Below are 21,489 nucleotides of genomic sequence, written 5' to 3' on the forward strand. Positions count from 1 at the left end.
GTATCTATCCAATCCTATTAACATTCCAAGTACTAAATTATGATAAAACTTCTCCTGCTTATCTCCATCATGGTAACTTACACTTGTTAAAAACATATTTTGAATCTCTTCCTCTATTGAATCTATTCCACTAACTTTTCCTCTAACTAACGCTTTCTCCAAATCTGCAAAACTACTTTTACTATTATTTCCAATTATATCTATAAATGTATTTTTAAAATACTTCTTCACTTCATAGTTTGGTATTTTTATATAGTATTCATCATCCCAATCCTCTGATAGTCCATCTATAGTTAGATATCCAGCAGAAAACATCAAATACAGCACCGTACTATCGCTATAATTTTCTCCAAATATCATATAATCATTTAGTATTGTCGATACTTTTTCATCCTTTAATAACTTGTAAAAAATATCTTTTATCTTGTCATCACTTTCTTCCAATATCTTCATTATAAGCTTATTCGCACTTGTGTTTACCCAATAACTTTCTAGTTTTTTTGTGTCACAATAATTTAATATACTCCACGGGTTGTATACCTTTACTTTTCCAAATAAATAACCATTATACCACATTTTTGCATCTTCTAAAGCTGTCTCTAGATCATAGTAATTCAGTATCCCATCCACTTCCCACTCTTCCATACCAAACTGTATGTAGTCTTCACTTAAAATTGTACTCACTTTCAAATTATTTAATGTCGAAAATATTGATTCTTTTGCTATACGTAGTATTCCTGTTATTACTGAAAAAGCTGCAACTCCATCTTTTAGCGCACTCCCATAAAATCCACCAATCAACTCTTTTATGTCTTCATAGTATCCATATTCATTAGCTTTTATCATTGGTGCATCATATTCATCTATTAATACAACTGGCTTTAATCCTGTATATTTGTAGACTATTTCTGCTAAAAATTTTAAAGATTCACCGTAGTTTCCATCTTCTTCCTCTAACCAAATTTTATTAAACTCTTTTAACTCTCGAGTATTTAATTTTTCCATAATATATTCATAATCATCAAAAAGTTTACTCAATAAACTTTTAAATTTTTTTAAAAACTCTAGGTAACTCTCCCCACCGCAATCTTTCATAGTTAAATAGATTACTGGGTACTTCCCTTGTTCACACATATATTTTGATTTTTCTATATCTAAATCTTGAAAAAGCTTCCTGTTTTCCTCTGCATTCTTTATATCTAAAAAGTATTTTAGTGTTGTCATATTTAAAGTCTTACCAAAACGTCTAGGTCTTGTTATCAGTGTTGCTTCTGCTTTCTTTTCAAGTACTTCAGCTATAAAGCTTGTTTTATCCACATAATAATAGTTATCCTCAATCATTTTCTTAAAATCACTTATACCTATTGGTAATCTTTTTTTATCCATGACACTCACCTCACTTTATATTCTCTTATATTATAACAAAAAGCTTATAAGAATAATAGAATAAAACTCTACTTATCTGAGCCAGCTTTATTTTTAATAAATTTATTTTAATATTTAAGTGAACATTTATTAAAAAAAGTGGTCACTTATTTTTTAATATATATTTATTACCTCTCCCTTTTCCAACTTGCTTAATGAAGTTCTTTTCAACAAGCGTATTTAAAAGGATTGCAGATATTACTCCACAACTCTCTCGTAAAACTTTAGTTTTTTCCCGCTGAATACCAAACCTAATTTCACTATTTTAGATATCCCTCTTTCTCTCATTCCACGCTCATACATTTTTTTATCTATCTGACGCAACGCCTCAATTCCCGCTTCATTCATATCTTTTTCTTCAGTACTTTTAGCTACCTTAAACTCAAATATATATCCAAATCTATTTTTATCCTTAGGCTCTAGTGCTAGATCATATCGTCCCAGTCCCTCTTCTCTATTTGAATATACATGGAAGTATCTATCCAATCCTATTAACATTCCAAGTACTAAATTATGATAAAACTTCTCCTGCTTATCTCCATCATGGTAACTTACACTTGTTAAAAACATATTTTGAATCTCTTCCTCTATTGAGTCTATTCCACTAACCTTTCCTCTGACTAGTGCCTTCTCCAAATCTGCAAAACTACTTTTACTATTGTTTCCAATTATATCTATAAATGTATTCTTAAAATACTTCTTCACTTCATAGTTTGGTATTTTTATATAGTATTCATCATCCCAATCCTCTGATAGTCCATCTATAGTTAGATATCCAGCAGAAAACATCAAATACAGCACCGTACTATCGCTATAATTTTCTCCAAATATCATATAATCATTTAGTATTGTCGATACTTTTTCATCTTTTAGTAACTTGTAAAAAATATCTTTTATTTTGTCATCGCTCTCTTCCAATATCTTCATTATAAGTTTATTCGCACTCGTGTTTACCCAAAACTCTTTTAACTCTCCTAAACGACAATGACTGAGTATACTCCACGGATTATACATTCTTTTACTTCCAAATAAATAACCATTATACCATATTTTTGTGTCTTCTAAAGTTGTTTCTAGATTATAATATTTTAGTATATTTCCTACTTCCCATTCCTCCATGCCAAAATAGCTGTAATCTTTATCCAATATTGTGCTGACCTCTAAATTATTTAATGTCGAAAATATTGACTCTTTTGCTATGCGTAATATTCCTGTTATTACTGAAAAAGCCGCTATTCCATCTTTTAGTGCACTTCCATAAAATCCACCAATCAACTCTTTTATATCTTCATAGTATCCATATTCATTAGCTTTTATCATTGGTGCATCATATTCATCTATCAATATTACTGGTCTCATTTTATAATGCTCAAAAATAATTTGTGATAAAAACTTTAGGGCTTCACTATATTTCCCATCGTCTTTCTCTAACCAGATTTTATCAAACTGTTCAAGATCTCTTATATCTAAATATTCTCTTATATCTTTGTGTTCTACAAATAGATTACTAACTAAACTTTTAAAGTTCTTTAAAAACTCTGAATAATTGTCTCCACCACAATCTTTCATAGTTAAATAGATTACTGGGTACTTCCCTTGTTCACACATATATTTTGATTCTTCTATATCTAAACCTTGAAAAAGTTTTTTGTTTTCCTCCACATTCTTTATATCTAAAAAGTATTTTAGTGTTGTCATATTTAAAGTCTTACCAAAACGTCTAGGTCTTGTTATCAGTGTTGCTTTAGCTCTTTTTTCCAATATCTCAGCTATAAAATTTGTTTTATCCACATAATAATAATTATCTTCTATCATCTCTTTGAAATCACTTATACCTATTGGTAATCTTTTTTTATCCATGACACTCACCTCACTTTATATTCTCTTATATTATAACAAAAAGCTGGTAAGAATAATAGAATAAAACTCTACTTATCTGAGCCAGCTTTATTTTTAATAAATTTTTTCACTAATTTCTTCTACTTCTAATAAATTCTTCTAAATTTTCTGAATAGTCATCTAAAAGTTCTTTTCTTAATTCATTTAACTCCATATACTTTTTTAAAACTACAATTTCAAATTTTTCTCTTTCAATTGGTTCTCTATCTAAAATAACTACTCCATTTCTAACAACTTGATTTTGAAAAACTGTTGTTGAATCTTTCAAATCTATTAAATCTATTTCTCTATTAACTTTACTCGATATCTCTTGAGCTTTTATAAAAATATCATATTTTTCTATTTTTTTATCTGATAAAAAAGCTATATCAATATCACTCTCTTCATTAACTTCACCTGTAGAATATGAACCAAATATATATATCACTTTACATTCAAAGTCCTTTAAGCATTCAATTATGCTCTTCAAAATAATTTCATCCATAATTAATCCTCCAATATTTTTTTAGCAATAATCAAAGAATCTCCTAAATGTTTTTCTATTATTTTCTGTAATATTTCTATATTTAAGCTTTGATAATCGTGGACAGCTATATTTCTAAATCCTACCATTCCTTGCATATTTACTGATGTCTTTTTATCAATAACTCCATTTTTTTCTAAAACCTCAAATATCTGTTTGCTTGTTTGAGGAATTTCTAATTTCTTTATTTTTATATAATGAAGCCCTAAATCTAATGTTGTTTCACACATCCTTTGTAAATTTAAAATTATAGAATCTTGTTTCGTATAATTTTCTAAATTACTTGGTGTATTTGCGTATTCCTCTTCTATTCTCTTTATACATCTTTTTATAGTTTCAATTTTATTAATAACTACATCATCTTTCAACTTAGCTCCTCCTTAGACTAACTCTCTTTTTTTCCTCTCTCGCTTCTGCTACTTGAAGTGTTTTCTCTACTCTTTCAGTAAGTTCAATATATATCTTTAAATATTTAATTTTTTTCTTCCTTAACTTTTGATATTAACTCATCTATTACAATTTTATCTATATAAAATCTTTCTAATTCTTCTCGTAATTCTAGCTGTGTCCTAAGTGATTTTTGGTACCACTCTCCACCCGAAATTATATTAAGTAAGATATTTCTCAGACAAATTTCAATTTCAATCTCTGTTGTTCCTAATATTCCTTTTATTTCTTTATAAATAACTCTATTTTTAATTTTTACATTCCTGTCTGAAAACATTAGCTTCTCCACAGTTGAAATATCTGTTGGAACCCAATTTAAAGTCATCAACAACTCTTTTTTCATCCATCTAAACTCTTGATGTTCAACTAACTTAAACTCTGAAAAATCTAAAACTGTACAGTTATAGGTAGATAATTTTATAACAAACTCTTCATACTCTTTTTGAACTTCATCAAAAAGTTTATCCACTCTTATGTCTATATTTAATTCTTCTCTGATCTCTCTTTCCAAAGCTTTTTTAGGTTCCTCTCCCTCTTCAATCTTACCCCCTGGAAATTCCCACATTCCTGGGAAGGTTTTATCCTTTGGTCTCATAGCACAAAATATATCACCTTTTAGATTTTCTAAAATAGCTCCTACTACTTCAATAGTTTTTTTCATTAATTTCTCCTACTTCTGCTACTTGTAGCGTTTTTTTTACTCTTTCAGTGAGCTCAATATATATATATCTTTAGATAGTGGATTTTCTAACTTTAAAGTTGTAGTTATAGGTTTACTTCCTCTATAATTTACACAATCCCCTTTTCCTATATAGATATATGGTTGAACTACACCATCAATCTTTTTATATTTTCTTACAAAAAGATGTATCTTTATATCTTTCTCTCTATTTTTAACTATTCTCTCCCCTATTTCACTATCTACTCTTGTTGCATTTGGAGTTTCCCATTGAAAATGATATCTATCTAATATTTTATCTTTATACTTAATACTTTCTTTTATATTTTCATCTTTATGTAAATCTATAAATACAAAATAATCCTTATCTTTTTTTAAAAGTCCACTCCCTCTAAAAGCACTATGTTTTTTATCGTAGTTACACAGTAGTGCAACATCCTTCATAAAATAGTTTTCATATAACTTTAAAAATGGAAAACCATAATCCTTTGTTCCAAAACTTTCTTTATATTTTAAAAGTCCATAATCTAAAACTTCTAAAATATAATCTTTTATATCTTTATTTTTTAAAACCTCATTTAACAACTCTGTTTTCTTTATAGTTCCATCAGAAACTTGAAAAAGATTTCCACATCTTTTCAAATCTTGCGAATCATAATAATCTCCATTCAAATATCCCATAGCATGGTCTATAGTACCAAAAGTATGGTTAACATCAGATATCTCAATATATTTTCCAACTACTCCTAAAACCTTACTTTTTGATAATCCTTGATTCTTTGCTATTAACTCACGAATTATTGCAAATTCATACACTCTTTTTATAGGTAAAAATCTCTCTATCTCACGAATAACTACTTTCTCTTTTTCGTTTAATGCAAATAGATTATCCTTTACTTTATCTAAAAAATCTAAATATGATTTTTGAAGTCTTACATATTTATAAAAATTTGGAGCATCTTCATATTCAATAAAATCTAGTGGTCTTGGAACTCTTCCCTTTAAGCAATCTTTAAACTCATCATACTCAGCTTTCAAGTACTTTAAACTATTAAAGTTTTCATTATCTAGTTGTTTCAATATCTCTTGCTTACAAATCTCTTCCATCTTTACATGAATAGATTTAGATAAGTTATAAAAATCCCTTTTTACAGCTATTTTTATACTCTCTTTATCATAACCTTTTCTTCCCATCAGTGCCAATGCAATTAAAAAAACTCTAGAATGGTTTCCTATAAAATCTATAACTGTTAAAAACTCCTTGTTTTCATAGTGTCTTAATCCCCTTCCCAACTGCTGTGTAAATATAATTGGTGAAGCTGTTGGTCTTAACATTAAAATACTATTTATACACGGAATATCTATTCCTTCGTTAAAAATATTAACTGTAAATATAACTTCTAAATCCTCTGTCTCTTTGAATTTTTTTATTATATCCTCTCTTAAATCTTTTCCATGATTTCCTGTTATAATTGCTGCTTTTATCCCTTTTTTTAGAAACTCTTTAGCCATATATTCACAGTGTTCAACAGAGACACAAAACCCTATAGTTTTTCTTCTCTCTCCGCTATATCCATAAAATTTCATCTTTTCTATAATAAAGTCCACTCTTTTTTCCAAATTTAAGGCTTTAGTCACTGCAGCAATATCGTTTAAATCTATTCCTTCTAAATTTACATCTGATATATCCTTTACTCCATAATAATGAAATGGTGTCACAAGCTCTCTATCTAGAGCCTCCTGTAAACGAATCTCCACAGGGACATTCATGTGAAAAATCTCATATATATTTCCACCATCACATCTTTCAGGTGTAGCTGTTAATCCTAGTAAAAACTTAGGTTTAAAATAATTTATAACCTTCTCATAACTTTTAGCAGTTATATGATGAGCTTCATCAACTATTATATAATCAAACTCATCCTCATTAAACTCTTGGTATCTATTATTTAAACTTTGTATAGTAGCAAAAATATAATCTCTATCTATATTTTTTTTATTTCCTGTAAAAAATCCCATAGCTTTTTCAGGTAAAATATTTTTAAAAGTTTCCATAGCAGATTTTAAAATTTCTTCATTATGAACTATAAATAGCAACTTATTAGCTTTGAATGCCTTTACATCAAAAGCACCTAAGTATGTTTTCCCTGTTCCTGTAGCTGCAATGCAAAGAGCTCTTGTCTCTCCATACATTCTAGTTGTTTCTAAGTTTTTTAAAGCTATCTCTTGCATATAATTTGGTTTTATATCTGATTCTTTATAAATTCCAAAATCATGATCCTCTGCCACTAAAAAATATTCATCTCTAACTTTTTTTCTTACAACTATCTCCTCTTTTCTTACATATGAAACTATATATGGATTTACATTTTCAACACCCTTTTCCCAAAGGTAATTAAACTCATTTAAAACCCCTTTTATAAAGTCACTATTTTTTTCTGTAGTAACTGCTGTATTCCATTCAATATTACTTTTAAGTCCACTTTTAGTCAGGTTAGAAGAACCTATTATAGCTTTATAGCAATCATCATACTCAAAGATATATCCTTTAGTATGAAATCCTTCCATCTTATCACTATCAAAAAATTTAACCTCTATATTTTTAAATCTTTTTAAAAACTCTATAGATTTCAGTTCTGTAAAATGAAGATAGTTTGTTGTTAAAATTTTACCTTTTATATTATGTTTTTCACTTTTTTTCAAAATATCTAAAATTATTTGTACTCCTGCAAAGTTAATAAACGCCACAGAGAAACAGAAACTTTTAGCTTTTTTAAATCCATTTTCTATATATCTATATAAATTTCCATTATTTTCTAAGTTAGTATTACTTATAAATTCATATTTCATATATCCCCCATTAAAACTTATATTTTAACTTTATACTATAAAGTATACCATATTTCTAATGTAAGATTAATTGAGATTACAAAAATGGAGAAACTAGTTTCAGTTTCTCCATCCTTTATCTATTATTTCTCTATATAGTTCTCAATATTGTTATAACATATATTTTGAACCATTTTCCCCAATTTATCTACATCATTTGGAATCTCTCCATTTTCTACCCACTCCCCAAGTAGGTTACAAAGTATTCTTCTGAAATACTCATGTCTTGTGTAAGATAGGAAACTTCTAGAATCTGTTAGCATTCCAACAAATCTTGAAAGTAATCCTAAATTAGCTAAAGCCGTCATCTGCTTTATCATTCCATCCTTTTGATCTAGGAACCACCATCCAGATCCTAATTGAATCTTTCCTGGAATTCCCCCTCCTTGGAAACATCCTATTAATGTTCCTAAAGTCTCGTTTTCTCTAGGATTCAAATTATATAATATTGTTTTTGGTAACTCATTTGTATCATCTAAAGTATCTAAAAACTTTGATAGTGAATGTACAAAAATATCGTCTGCAATACAATCAAATCCAGTATCTGGACCTAACTTTTTAAACATTCTAGTTGAGTTATTTCTAATAGTTCCCATGTGAAGTTGCATTACCCAACCTCTTTTATTATACTCTCTTCCTAAGAACGTCATAATGTTTGTCTTAAACATCTTAGCCTCTTCTGAAGTTAAAGTTTCACCAGATACTCTTTTCTTAAGTATAGCGTTCACTTCATCCTCACTTCCCATTACAAAAACAACAGGATCTAAAGCGTGATCTGATATTCTACATCCTACTTCGTGGAAAAACTCTATTCTTTCTCTTAAAGCTAATTTATACTCAGCTAATGAATCAATCTCTTTTCCATGTAACCTTTCTAATTTCTCTAACCAAGGTAAAAAATCATCTTTTTCAATATTAAACCCTTTATCTGGTCTAAATGCTGGGTTTACAACAACTTCAAAATCATTATCCTTTTTTAAAGCTATATGGTACTCCAGTGAATCTAATGGATCATCAGTTGTACAAAGTGCTTTTACATTGGCTCTTTTTATTAACTCTCTAGCTGTAAACTCATCTTTTTGTAACATCTCATTTGTTTTTTCCCAAATCTTTTCAGCTGTTTCTTTAGAAAGAATTGTATCTATTCCAAAGAATTTTTTTAACTCTAAGTGAGTCCAGTGAAAAAGTGGATTTCCGTAACACTCATCCATTGTTTCAGCCCATTTCATAAACTTCTCTTTATCCTCTTTGTCTCCAGTAATATAGTCTTCAGAAACTCCATTGCTTCTCATTGCTCTCCATTTATAGTGGTCTCCACCTAACCAAATCTCGGTTATAGATCTATATTTTTTATTCTCATATATCTCTTTTGGATTCAAATGACAGTGGTAATCATAAATTGGCATATCTTTTGCATACTCATGATACAGTATTTTTGCTATATCACTATTTAATAGAAAATCTTCACACATGAACTTTTTCATCTTTAACTCCTCCATTTTTAGTTTTATATCAGTCCAAATACTTCAGGTAAAAATAAACTTATTGCTGGTATATAAGTTACTAACAATAGTCCTATTAACATTACAATAAAGTACGGTAAAATCGTTTTTATTATATCCTCTATTTTCAAATCTGCAATGGCACAACCTAAAAACAGTGCATTTCCAACAGGTGGAGTACAAAGTCCTATACATAGATTATAGACCATTAAAATTCCAAAATGAACCGGATGCATCCCTAAAGATGTTACAACAGGTAGGAATATTGGTGTAAATATAAGCACAGCCGGTGTCATATCCATAAATGTTCCAACGACTAGTAATAATATATTTATAATAAGCAAGATGATATATTTATTGTCTGAGATTCCAAGCAATATACTTGTTATATATTGGGGAATTTGAGAATATGCCAAAGCCCAAGACATAATACTTGAAGCTGCCATCAAAAACATGATAATTCCTGTCATCTTAATTGTCTCATCTAAAATCTTTTTTAATACTTGTATGTTTAAATTTCTGTAGATTAAGGATAAAACTAATGTATATATTACTGCAATTCCTGACCCTTCAGTAGCCGTAAAAACCCCTTTTATGATTCCTCCAATAACAACTATTATCAAAAATAAACTTGGTAGTGCATCCAAAGTAGTTTTTATAACAAAAGACATCTCTGGCTTTGGTTCCACAGGGTAGTTATTTTTTTAGCAAATATATATGCTAAAATCATAATTCCTAATCCCATAACTATTCCTGGTAAATATCCAGCTATAAATAAGGCTCCAATGGAAGTTCCACCACTAACTAACGCAAATACTATAAGCACATTACTAGGTGGAATAAGTAGCCCTGTTGGACAAGATGTTATATTCACTGCTGCACAGTATTTTGGATCATATCCTTCTTTTTTCTGCAGTGGATATATTGTTCCTCCAATAGCAGCTTCTGCTGCAACTGCTGAACCAGATATAGCTCCGAATAACATATTTCCTAAAATATTTACCTGAGCTAACGACCCTGGTAATCTTCCCCCAATTAATTTAGCAAAATTAACTAATTTTATTGCTATACCACCATTATTCATTATATTTCCTGAAAGTATAAAAAATGGTATTGCCAATAATGCAAAATTGTCTAATCCAGTTATCATCTTTTGAGCTGATGCTATTATTGTCATATCAAGTGGTAGAGATAAAAGTATTGCTATAAATGATGCTAACCCTATCCCCACTGATACTTGAAGCCCTAAAATTAAAAATACAAAGAAACTTGCAAATAGTGCAATTGCCACTATTCCTATGTTAACTCCCACTATCTATCACTCTCCTTCAGTGCCAACTCATCAGTTATGTAAGTCATAAAATAAAATATATTTATAACTCCAGTTATTGGAAGTATCGAGTACACAACTCCCATTGGAATATATAGCACTGGTGATAGTTGCTTCATTGTATTTAAAGTTAATAGTGTCCCACCCCAAACCATAACAAATCCCATAAATACAATACTTAATATTGGAAGTGTTACTTTTATAATTTTCACTGTTTCAGCTCTTAAGAAAGTGTGTAGATAATCCATTGAAAGATGTGCTTTACAACCAAAAGCATAAGTCGTTCCAAGCATTCCTATCCACATCAATAAAAATCTAGCAAGTTCATCTGTAAAAATACTTGGCGAATTAAAAACATACCTCGATATCACTTGCCAAGCTACAGTTGCTACCATAACTGTTAAAAGTAGTGAACTCACTATAAATATAACTCTATTTACATATTCTCTTAATCTATCCATATTTTCTCCTGCTATTCAAAATTTCTTATTCTTTCAATATAATCTTTAATCAGTGGGTCTTTTGTAACTTCATCATAAAGGGGCTGAACCTTTTCCACAAACTCTGTTTTATCCACTTGAAAAAACTCTACACCCTTATCTTTTAAGGTTTCCATTAACTTGTCCTCTGTTTCAGACCATATCTCATTTTGATAGTCAAAAGAATTTAAAGCCGCTGTTTTTATTATGGCTTTCTCATCACTTGATAATTTGTTCCAAGTTTTTGTATTCATAATCAACACATCCGGTGATATTGAATGCTCATCAAAGGTAAAATATGGAGCCGCTTCATAATGCTTTGATTCAGCATAGGAGATTAAATTATTTTCTGCTCCATCAACTACGCCTTGTTGTAAGGCTGTATATATCTCTCCAAAACTCAGTGGTGTTGGACTTCCTCCTAAAAGATTAGTCATTCTCACCATAGTTTTACTTGTTTGTACTCTAATCTTCATCCCTTTTAAATCATCCGTATTTCTAAGAGATTTCTTTGTATAGAAATTTCTTGTTCCTGAGTTATAAAATGTTAATCCTATGAATCCTCTATCCTCTGTTGCCGCTAGAATTTCCTCACCGATTGGTGACTTTAACACTCTCAAATTGTGTTCCATATCTTTAAACAGATATGGTAATGGTAAAACTGAATACTCCTTTGCAAAACTCTCTAATGGACCTGCATTAGTTTTTATAACGTCAATTGCTCCTGCTTGCATCAGCTCAGTAATCTCTCTTTCTCCACCTAGCTGTCCATTTGGAAATATCAAAACCTCGATCTTTCCATCTGTTTTTTTATTTACTTCCTCTGCAAACTTAGTCATTGCCAAATGTACCGGATGACTTTCTGTCAATGCGTGTGCCAATTTTATTTTCTTTGTTGTTTCCTCACTCCTACCACATCCCATTAAAAAAACGAAAATTAAAGCCAGAAAACCGATAATTCTTTTCATTGTGCCCCCTGTTGATTATAACGTAACTCCAGATTTAAAAATCGCAATCTCTTGGAATCTATTTAATTCATTGTTTACTTTTTTTCCATTTATTACTTCAATTATATACTCTATAAATTCTTCTAATAGCTCATCCATTGTAATATCTTCTGATACTAATCTTCCTGCATCAAAATCTATCCATCTTCTTTTTTTATTATACAATTCACTATTCGTAGAGATCTTTACAGTTGGAACATATCCTCCATATGGATTTCCTCTTCCAGTTGTAAATAAAACCATATGACACTTCGCTGCCGCAAGAGCGGTAGTCGCAACAGAATCATTCCCAGGAGCACTCAAAAGATTTAAGCCTTTCTCTTTTAAAACTTCTCCATACTTTAATACATCCATAACTTGTGAAACTCCAGACTTTTGAGTACATCCTAAAGATTTATCCTCTAAAGTTGTGATTCCGCCAGCCTTGTTTCCTGGAGACGGATTTTCATATATCTCTTGGTCATTCTTTATAAAATACTCTTTGAAATCATTTATTAGTGATACACACTTTTTAAAGACCTCTTCATTTTTACATCTTTTCATAAGAAGAGTCTCCGCTCCAAACATCTCTGGAACCTCAGTTAAAACTGTTGTTCCACCTTGAGCAACAATATAATCTGAAAACTCTCCTAACATTGGATTTGCAGTTATTCCAGAAAGTCCATCCGACCCACCACACTCTAATCCAAAGTTTATCTCACTTAAACTAGCACTTTCTCTTTTATCCTGAAGCATCTTCTCATATAACTTTAAAAGTATATTTTTTCCAGCTTCAACCTCATCTTCAATATCTTGAGTTACTAAAAACTTAACTCTATCTTTATCGTACTCTCCTAAAGTCTTTTCAAATTCACCAATTTGATTATTTTCACACCCTAGTCCTAAAACAAGCACTCCTCCAGCATTTGGATGTTTAACTGTATTTTGTAGTATCACTCTTGTATTTATGTGGTCCTCTCCAAGTTGTGAGCATCCATAGTTATGAGTTAAAACATTGATATTGTCTATTTGAATATCTCCAATCTCATTTAAAAACTCATCTTTTATCAGTTGAGCAATTCCATTTACACATCCAACTGTTGGAACAATCCATAATTCATTTCTTATTCCTACATCTCCATTTTTTCTTTTATAAACCTCTACACTTCTTTTTTCTAAGTCTAAAACTCTATCTTGAAACTTTGGATTATAAATATAGTCACTTAAATCTTTTAAATTTGTTTTCATATTATGAGTATGTATCCATTCACCCTTTTTTACAGGTGTTACTGCATGACCGATAGGCATTCCATATTTTATTATATCCTCATCTTTTTCTATATTTCCAAGGGCAATTTTATGCCCTTTAGAAACGTCCTCTAACAATATTAAACTATCTCCATCTAAAGTTATAGTTTCACCTTTTTTATAATTTTTTAAAGCGATAACTACATTATCACTTGTGTTTATCTTTATAAACTCTTTCATTACTTAACCTCTTCTAAAGCTCTTTCCACTCCATTTTTATCTATATTCTCTAAATATTTTGTCACTAACTCAGCCATTCCATCAACTGAATTTAGATCTATATCCCAGTGACTTTTTAATCCCAATACATATTTAACTATATTTTCGTAGTTATTCTCTTGCCATAAATCTTCATACATATCTAAATGATGTCTATCATCTCTTAACTGAATAGTATCTCCATTTTCTCTAACCCCTTTGTAGAATCTTATTAAAGCTGCTAAAGAGAATAGAAGTCTTTTTGGTAACTTTCCTGTTCTTTTGTATGTCTCTAAAACTTGTGGAAGTATTCTAGATTTATATTTAGCCATTGAATTTAATGAAATATCCATTAACATATGCTTTACATACGGGTTTTTAAATCTGTTAATCACAGCCTCTTTAAACTCTTTTAACTCCTTTTCATCCATATCTAAAGCTGGAATAATCTCCTCATCTATTGCTAACTCAATAAAGTTTCTAATATCATCATTTTCCATAGCTTCTCTAACTGTATCTATTCCATATAGATATGAAACTGGAACCATAGCCGTATGTGCTCCATTTAATATTCCTACTTTTCTCATTTTATACGGTTTTAAATCGTCAACTATTAAGATATTTAGATTTAAGCCTTCTAACTTTAACTCCCTCGTCAATATGTCTTTTGGTCCTTGAATTACAAATAGGTAAAAGTACTCCCCAGTTGTTATAAAGCCATCCTCATAACCCAACTCTTTTGTTAACTCCTCTTTTTCTCCTCTTGGGTACCCTGTCACAATTCTATCAACCAATGTTGAGCACCAAATGTTTCCATTTATTAACCAATTTTTAAAGTCCTCTCCTAAGTTCCAAAGTTCAGCATATTTTAAAACCATCTTTCTTAACTCTTCACCATTATAATCAATTAGTTCACATGGCATTAAAATAAATCCTTTAGTCATATCTCCATTAAAAACTACAAATCTTTCATGCATCAGTCTTGTTAACTTTCCTGGGAATGTACTTTGAGGAGTGTCCTCATATCTATCCTCTGCACTAAAAGCTATTCCAGCTTCCGTTGTATTAGATACAATAAATCTCATCTCTGGATTATGAGCTAATTGTAAATATTCTTGGAAGTTTTTATAGATAGGTATCTCTCTATTTATAGATGAGATTACAGTATAATCTTTAACAACCTCTCCTCTTTCATCTATTCCCCTAATTATTGCTGTATATAATCCATCTTGAGTATCTAATAATGGAACTGCATCAAAATCAATTGGTCTTACTACCGCTACTCCAGCGTTTAAATCTGTATTTTTATTTATTATGTCTAATTGCCAATCAAAGAAACATCTTAAAAAATTTCCCTCTCCAAATTGAATTACTTTCTCTTCATATTTTGGTAAATTTAACTCTTCTCTAGTTAACATCTTTTCTCCTTTTTCTGATATATCAGTATTATATTATAAATATATTATAATTAGAAATAAAAATCAAGCTTTTTAGATAAATTTAATCAATAACTATATTTTACGTTCTCTTTAAGAACGATTTCTTATTTTGTGTTGGTTTTTTAAAAAAAATATTATATACTATTGATATAAAAAATGAGGAGTTATATATGAAGAGTTTAAAAGACAAAGCTTATGATGAGTTAAAGGAGTTAATTATTTCTGGTAAATTAGAAGCAAATGAAAGAATTGATGAAGATTTCTTATCAAAATCACTTAATGTCAGTCGGACTCCTGTCAGAGAAGCTATCAATCGACTTGAGCAGGAGGGATGGATTAATATAGTCCCAAGAAAGGGTATGTTTGTTAATAATATTTCACTTAAGGAAATCAATGATATTTTTCAAGTTAGAAGTAATCTAGAGCCAATTATCCTTGAAATGGCTTTCCATAAAATCGATAGAGAAAATTTGATAAGTTTAAAAGAAAAATTTAAAAATTTTTCAAATAAAATCTCTTTGACACTCGAAGAAAAAAAGGAGTTAGATACTTTAGATAACGAGCTCCATCTATTAATTTTAAAAAATTGTAACAACAATTTTATTATTAAAATGATGGAAAATGTTTACGAACATAATATGAGGATAAGAAATATAAGCTCTCAACCACCAATCAGAAGATTTGATGCCACTAAAGAGCACATAGATATTATTGACGCTATCTTAGATGATAATCTTCATAATGCAATAGAGGAATTAAAAAAACACAATTTAAAAGCTAAAGAGGGCTTTTTCTATAGCTTGATTGAGCAGTAAAAAAAGAGATTTGATAATTCAAATCTCTTTTTTATTTTAATTTAGTTATCTAACTAACCATCCACCATCTATAGCCAATATATGTCCATTTATATAATCAGATGCTTTTGAAGCTAAAAATATAACGCCTCCCACAAGATCTGATGTTTGCCCCCATCTTCCCGCTGGTATTCTTCCCAATATCTCAGCATTTCTCTTTTCGTCAGCTCTAATTGGAGCTGTATTTGCTGTTTCTATATACCCTGGTGCTATTGCGTTCACTTGAATATTATCTACTGCTAACTCATTTGCAAATGCTTTTGTAAGTCCTGCCACTCCATGCTTACTTGCTGTATATGATGGAACAAATTTTCCACCTTGGAATGACAACATTGAAGCTATGTTTATTATCTTTCCGCCACCTTGTTTTTTCATCTCTATTGCTGCAGTTTTACTTAAATAATAAATTGATGATAAGTTTAAATCAATAACTTGCTGCCAATCGCTATTTGCTCCTTCTAAAATTGGCGATCTTTTTATTGTTCCAGCGTTATTCACTAGGATATCTAATCTTCCAAAAGCCTCTACACACTTACTAACTGCTTCCATAGCTACACACTCTTTCGACAAATCTCCAGTTGCGTAGGCAATTTTTCTTCCTAATGCTTCAACTTCTTTTACCATATTCTCCATATTATCATCATTATATGTGAATATAAATAGGTCTGCCCCCGCTTTTGCAAGTCCCATTGCTAGTGCATTTCCTATCCCTACATTTCCCCCAGTCACCATCGCAACTTTTCCCTCTAAATTAAACATATTTAACATCTTTTTCCCCTCCTATCTTAACTCGTCCATTGAAACATGATCCATATCAGTAAACGTTTGATTCTCTCCAGCCATTCCCCAAATAAACGTATAGTTCTTAGTTCCTACTCCAGCATGAATTGACCAAGATGGTGATATCACCGCTTGCTCATTAGCCATTACAATATGACGAGTTTCTTGAGGCTGTCCCATCAAATGGAACACTCTTGAATTCTCATCCATATCGAAATAGAAATAAACTTCCATTCTTCTTTCATGTGTATGTGTTGGCATAGTGTTCCACATATTATTTGGATCTAATTCTGTCATTCCCATCACAAGTTGACATGATTTACAAACTGCTGGATGAACATATTGGAATATAGTTCTCTTATTTGAGTTTTCCAAATCTCCCAATTGAACTTTATTAGCTGTTGTTCTATCTATCTTTACAGTTGGATAGCTAACGTGTGCCGGTGACGAGTTTATATAGAATTTAGCCGGTTTATCCTTAGAGTTTGATATAAATGTTAACTCTCTATTTCCTACACCCACATACAGCCCATCTTTGGCTTCCATATTATGTTCTACTCCATCAATTACTACCTTTCCTGCTCCACCAACGTTTATTATCCCAAGTTCTCTTCTTTCTAAAAAGAATTCAGATCCAAGCTCCTTACACCCCTCTAGCTTTACATCCATGTCAACTGGCATAATTCCTCCAGCTATAACTCTATCCACGTGAGAATAAACTAAATTAACCTCATCAGCAATGAAAACTGTCTCCATTAAATAGTGTTTTCTTAACTCCTCTGTTGTATAATGTTTTGAATCTTCTGGATGATTTGCATACCTTATATCTAATCTCATTTTTTTACACTCCCTCTCTTATTTTTATTTTTTAAAATAATTTTCAAACTCCCCTTGTATTAAGTTTTGTAATCTTTTTATTCCACTATATAGGTGTTCCGTAATTATTTTTTCAACTTGCGCCACATTCTTTTCCTTTATAGTGTCCACCAATTTTTTATGATCCTCGTATATAGCTTTAAAATTCTTTACCTCAAGTATATCTAACATCTTAAATCTTTTATAATGTATTTGAGCTTTCTCTAACTGTTCCCAGATAAATATATTTTTAGTTAGTTCATACCAAAGTTTATGGAGCTGGCAATCTAAATCGTAAAACTCCTTTGTTTCAAACTCTCTTTTTAAAAGAAGCTCTTGCAGTTTTAAGTTATACTCCATCTCTGCAATAAACTTATCGTTCATCATCACTATAGCGTCTTTTATAATTTGTTTTTCCAAGACAACTCTCATGTAGATACTTTGCCTTATAATATCCATATCTAATAGACTCACATAGCTCGATTTAAACGGCTCACTTTCAACCAACCCTATCGAATTTAATTTTCTTAGTATGTCTCTACTCGGAGTTCTTGAAACTCCGTACGTTTTACCTATCTCTTGTTCCGTAATTATTTGTCCCGGTTTATATTCTAAATTCATTATTTTTTCTTTTAAATCTTCATAGATATTTTCTGTACTATTTCTTACTGACATTTTTAACTCCTCACATCCGTATACTATTTTTAAAATTGTATACTATATTTAATTTAGTATACGTTTTTGTTTCTGTTTTGTCAATTCTTTATTTCTATATTGCATCTTATTAGCGAGTACACAAAAATAGAGAAAATCTTTATCAGATTTTCTCTATTTTAAATTATTTAAAACTCTTCAATCACTCTCTTTTTACATTACCATTTAGTTGCTGTATATCTCCCAGTTTTAGAGTTTTTAACAACATTTATATATACAACTTTTCCAGAACTTCGATCTATATAATCAGATATTCCAGATATTAAATATGGATAATCTTGATTCAAATCGGGAGTTTCCGCTTGTACATGACTTTTTACTCTCCATAGAGGAACAGTATCTTCATAAGCCGACAAACTTAGAGCTTTGACAAAATAGTTCACATACTGAGTATTATCACTATACCACGCTTCTTCAAACATTCCATTGTGAACTCCAGCATACGTCTGCTCCACTCCCCACCATTCGTTCACAGGAGCCGAAAAACTCTCCTCCGCTGTAAATGGTCCTGCCACACTATAATCATACACTATATTATAACTAGCTCCTTTATTAACAAAAGTTCTTGTATAACCTTTTGCTGCTAACATATTCTGTAATGAATTTTCAAAGCTCTGTTTTTGTAATCCAGCTACTGCACTCTTTGATGAAAGATAATATGTTCCTGCTGTAACTGATTTTGGAGCATATGAATCCACAGCCACTAAATGTCCATCCATTAAGGAAGTACATCCTTGAAATAATAGCAAAGTTAATGGAAATAGATAGGTTAATTTTTTTAACATAATAAAAGCCTCCTTGAACTTATCTTCTTTAAAATAACTTTACTATAACCTCTTTACTCTTCCTTTATTTCTTTTTTACAAATTAAAATACATATCCTACATGTACTTGAAATAACATTTCATTGTTTAAAACATTGTTTGAAATTGAAAAGTCCATCGGTCCTAAGAATGTATCCCAACCAATTCCAACTCCATACCCTTGCTTTTTCATATCCCAAATCTCTTTTTCACTTTCAAAACCTGAATAATAGTTGTATGTTCCCACATTGTAGTTAAAACTTAAATACAAATTTTGTGCAACCGTATATTGAAGTCCCAAACTTCCCATGAAAAAGTTATCTGTGTACACTGACGATATCGGCAAACCTACAAAAGTATAGTTTCTTCTCATTGGGTCACTTTTTAATCCCCCTAAATTGAAAAGTTCAGAGAGAGGTGTATTCCTAGCATTATACATCTGTCCTCCGTTTATTCCAGTATTTAAGGACCATTTGCTACTCAGTTGAATATATTTCATCACCATCATTGAATATCCTTCAAAAGAGTTCCCCTCTTTTGCGTTTGTTTCAGAGAACACTTGTAATAGACCTTGCCCTCCTTTTGTCGCATATTCTGACTGATTCATTGTATCATAGTAAAAACTAAATGTGTTTGTAAAGTATGACCCATCCTTTTTAAAATAGGAAAAATTTTTAATTTTTTCTCCAGAGGAATAGTTTGTTTGCATATTTTTATAGCTCAGTGTATATCCCGCAATTATATTATTAAGTATAGTTGTCCCTATCGATAAGTTAGTTTCGAAGGTATTATTCTCATAGGTTGAAACATTGTCTCCACCTTTATATAAAAATATAGGATTTAAACCGTATCCCAATTCTGCTGAAACCAATAACTTATAATCCCAAATATTATACTGAGTCATATCTGTCAACGATATTTTAGGGTATCTCGAAAACTCAGCTTTCAGGGTATAATTTTTTTGAGAAAGATTAAATTTATTAAATACTGGTATCTCTGCCACAGCCTCCAATCCAGCACCATAGTTTGAAACATAGGACATTCCAACCTTTAATTTTGTATCCAATTTTTCTCTCACAGTAAAGTTGACTGTATCACCATCAACTGTATAGAAAACTCTGTCTACAAAGTTTTTAGCAAATATTTTCTCTGTCCATAAGTTTAAATCACTTACAGTCATTTCACCTTTTTCTGGTCTTAGCTTTTCTACCTCTTTCATTGTCAATAGGTCATTTCCATGAATATTTATATTTTTTATATCAAATTTTCTACTTTTCATCCTCTCTTTTTTTAAGTTTATCTCAGCATATCTCTCTTTATCAGTCAATTTAGTGAGAGCATAATCCAATTTTTCTGTTGCAATCTCCCCCTCTTTTACCAATTTTAATAGATTATCAAAATCTAAAGTGCTATGTTTTTTTACATCAGGAGTAATTAAAATATCTGGATAGTGTGTTTGAATCTCAGTATTTTTATCACCATTATATGTCGATAATTTATCCAGTATTTGAATTATATTTGAGTTGTCGGTTATAACAATTGGTTCCGCAGCTATATCCACCCCTATAACTATATCCGCCCCCATATCTATAGCTTGTAAAACTGGAAAATTATCTGCAACACCTCCGTCCACATAGTAGTTATCATCCTCTCTTATAGGATCCAGAAATGTTGGAATAGCCATACTTTTCAAGGTTGCTAAAGCTAAATCCCCACTATTTAGTTCCACTGATTCACCAGTTTGTAAGTTTGTTGTCATGGCTCTAAAAGGTATTGGGAAATCTTTAAATTCATTTATATTCTCCGCTCTAGCAAAAATCTTTTTTAATTCCAAGTATATATACTCCCCATTTAATACTCCCATTGGCAATGAAAGATTGTACTCTTTTGTCAATGAAACGTACAGAGGATATTTATTTGATTGCGTCTTTTGAACGATTCCCTCCAAATCTCTATTTGAAGAGTTTCTAAACAAATCATAAAACTGTAAATCTGTCACTATTTTTTCAATCTCATCTGGTGTATACCCAACAGAGTACATAGCAGCTATTATACTTCCTGCACTGGTTCCAACTATATAATCTATTGGTATTTGATATTTTTCCAATGTTTTTAAAACACCAATATGTGCAGCACCCTTAGCTCCACCGCCACTCAGTACCAACCCTATTTTAGGTCTTGCCACATTCTGGTTTTTTATGAAAGTTTGCCTTAAAGTCTCCAAATTTTTTCTCTTTAATTCCAACTCCTGTATCTGTTTATCAATTTCTTTTATCTTCTCCGCTGTTGTATTGACTCTATTTTCTGGACCTTCAACTGCAAAAATAGACAAAGAAATTGCTAAAAACAACATTATTTTTTTTAGATTTCCCATCTAGT

General features: G+C 30.6%; 17 protein-coding genes and 1 pseudogene. 1 reads left to right on the top strand and 17 read right to left on the bottom strand.

Translation table 11 applies throughout. The features are described from left to right. The 12 genes and pseudogenes from ACWI69_RS05900 to ACWI69_RS05955 all read right to left on the bottom strand — a co-directional run. Positions 1-1,386, bottom strand: a 1,386-nt coding sequence (locus ACWI69_RS05900) for an AAA family ATPase (RefSeq protein ID WP_448820923.1), incomplete at its 3' end; no start/stop codon positions are given. Between the two features lie 237 nt (positions 1,387-1,623). Further along, positions 1,624-3,285 (bottom strand): AAA family ATPase, encoded by a 1,662-nt coding sequence (locus tag ACWI69_RS05905; RefSeq protein ID WP_448820924.1) that lies wholly within the window; start codon positions 3,283-3,285, stop codon positions 1,624-1,626. A gap of 109 nt (positions 3,286-3,394) precedes the next feature. Beyond that, a complete protein-coding gene (gene mntA / locus ACWI69_RS05910; RefSeq protein WP_448820925.1) occupies positions 3,395-3,808 on the bottom strand; it encodes a type VII toxin-antitoxin system MntA family adenylyltransferase antitoxin in 414 nt (137 codons plus the stop codon). A 2-nt stretch (positions 3,809-3,810) separates the two neighbouring features. Further along, complete coding sequence (gene hepT, locus ACWI69_RS05915; RefSeq protein ID WP_448820926.1) at positions 3,811-4,215, bottom strand: type VII toxin-antitoxin system HepT family RNase toxin; 405 nt, start codon at positions 4,213-4,215, stop codon at positions 3,811-3,813. A 104-nt stretch (positions 4,216-4,319) separates the two neighbouring features. Continuing rightward, positions 4,320-4,955 carry a (deoxy)nucleoside triphosphate pyrophosphohydrolase gene (locus tag ACWI69_RS05920; RefSeq protein WP_448820927.1) on the bottom strand — a complete coding sequence of 212 codons (636 nt, stop codon included), beginning with the start codon at positions 4,953-4,955 and terminating at the stop codon, positions 4,320-4,322. Positions 4,956-4,991: 36 nt separating this feature from the next. Next, positions 4,992-7,823: a DEAD/DEAH box helicase gene (locus ACWI69_RS05925; protein WP_448820928.1), complete on the bottom strand. Its 2,832-nt coding sequence runs from the start codon at positions 7,821-7,823 to the stop codon at positions 4,992-4,994. Positions 7,824-7,945: 122 nt separating this feature from the next. Further along, positions 7,946-9,346: a glucuronate isomerase gene (uxaC, locus tag ACWI69_RS05930; RefSeq protein WP_448820929.1), complete on the bottom strand. Its 1,401-nt coding sequence runs from the start codon at positions 9,344-9,346 to the stop codon at positions 7,946-7,948. 23 nt (positions 9,347-9,369) lie between these two features. Beyond that, positions 9,370-10,676, bottom strand: a pseudogene (locus ACWI69_RS05935) (TRAP transporter large permease). Next, positions 10,676-11,155, bottom strand: a complete 480-nt coding sequence (locus tag ACWI69_RS05940; protein WP_448820930.1) for a TRAP transporter small permease — start codon at positions 11,153-11,155, stop codon at positions 10,676-10,678. Before ACWI69_RS05940 ends, ACWI69_RS05935 begins: the two are co-directional and overlap by 1 nt. 11 nt (positions 11,156-11,166) lie before the next feature. Next, positions 11,167-12,141, bottom strand: a complete 975-nt coding sequence (locus tag ACWI69_RS05945) for a TRAP transporter substrate-binding protein (RefSeq protein ID WP_448820931.1) — start codon at positions 12,139-12,141, stop codon at positions 11,167-11,169. A 15-nt stretch (positions 12,142-12,156) separates the two neighbouring features. Beyond that, a complete protein-coding gene (locus ACWI69_RS05950; RefSeq protein ID WP_448820932.1) occupies positions 12,157-13,647 on the bottom strand; it encodes a UxaA family hydrolase in 1,491 nt (496 codons plus the stop codon). Further along, positions 13,647-15,083 carry a tagaturonate reductase gene (locus ACWI69_RS05955; RefSeq protein WP_448820933.1) on the bottom strand — a complete coding sequence of 479 codons (1,437 nt, stop codon included), beginning with the start codon at positions 15,081-15,083 and terminating at the stop codon, positions 13,647-13,649. Before ACWI69_RS05955 ends, ACWI69_RS05950 begins: the two co-directional genes overlap by 1 nt. 191 nt (positions 15,084-15,274) lie before the next feature. Between ACWI69_RS05955 and ACWI69_RS05960 the strand changes: the two genes are divergently transcribed. Then, entirely contained in the window at positions 15,275-15,919 is a 645-nt protein-coding gene (locus ACWI69_RS05960) for a GntR family transcriptional regulator (protein ID WP_448820934.1), read from the top strand. A gap of 45 nt (positions 15,920-15,964) precedes the next feature. Here the strand turns inward: ACWI69_RS05960 and kduD are convergent, their stop codons facing one another. The 5 genes from kduD to ACWI69_RS05985 all read right to left on the bottom strand — a co-directional run bounded on the left by kduD (position 15,965) and on the right by ACWI69_RS05985 (position 21,484). Beyond that, positions 15,965-16,726 carry a 2-dehydro-3-deoxy-D-gluconate 5-dehydrogenase KduD gene (kduD, locus tag ACWI69_RS05965; protein WP_448820935.1) on the bottom strand — a complete coding sequence of 254 codons (762 nt, stop codon included), beginning with the start codon at positions 16,724-16,726 and terminating at the stop codon, positions 15,965-15,967. 12 nt (positions 16,727-16,738) lie between these two features. Beyond that, positions 16,739-17,575: a 5-dehydro-4-deoxy-D-glucuronate isomerase gene (gene kduI / locus ACWI69_RS05970; RefSeq protein WP_448820936.1), complete on the bottom strand. Its 837-nt coding sequence runs from the start codon at positions 17,573-17,575 to the stop codon at positions 16,739-16,741. A 24-nt stretch (positions 17,576-17,599) separates the two neighbouring features. Continuing rightward, a complete protein-coding gene (locus tag ACWI69_RS05975; RefSeq protein WP_448820937.1) occupies positions 17,600-18,268 on the bottom strand; it encodes a GntR family transcriptional regulator in 669 nt (222 codons plus the stop codon). Between the two features lie 197 nt (positions 18,269-18,465). Continuing rightward, entirely contained in the window at positions 18,466-19,092 is a 627-nt protein-coding gene (locus ACWI69_RS05980; RefSeq protein WP_448820938.1) for a hypothetical protein, read from the bottom strand. Between the two features lie 82 nt (positions 19,093-19,174). Next, positions 19,175-21,484 (bottom strand): patatin-like phospholipase family protein, encoded by a 2,310-nt coding sequence (locus ACWI69_RS05985; RefSeq protein WP_448820939.1) that lies wholly within the window; start codon positions 21,482-21,484, stop codon positions 19,175-19,177. Positions 21,485-21,489 lie beyond the last annotated feature (5 nt).

Source organism: Cetobacterium sp. (assembly GCF_977044495.1).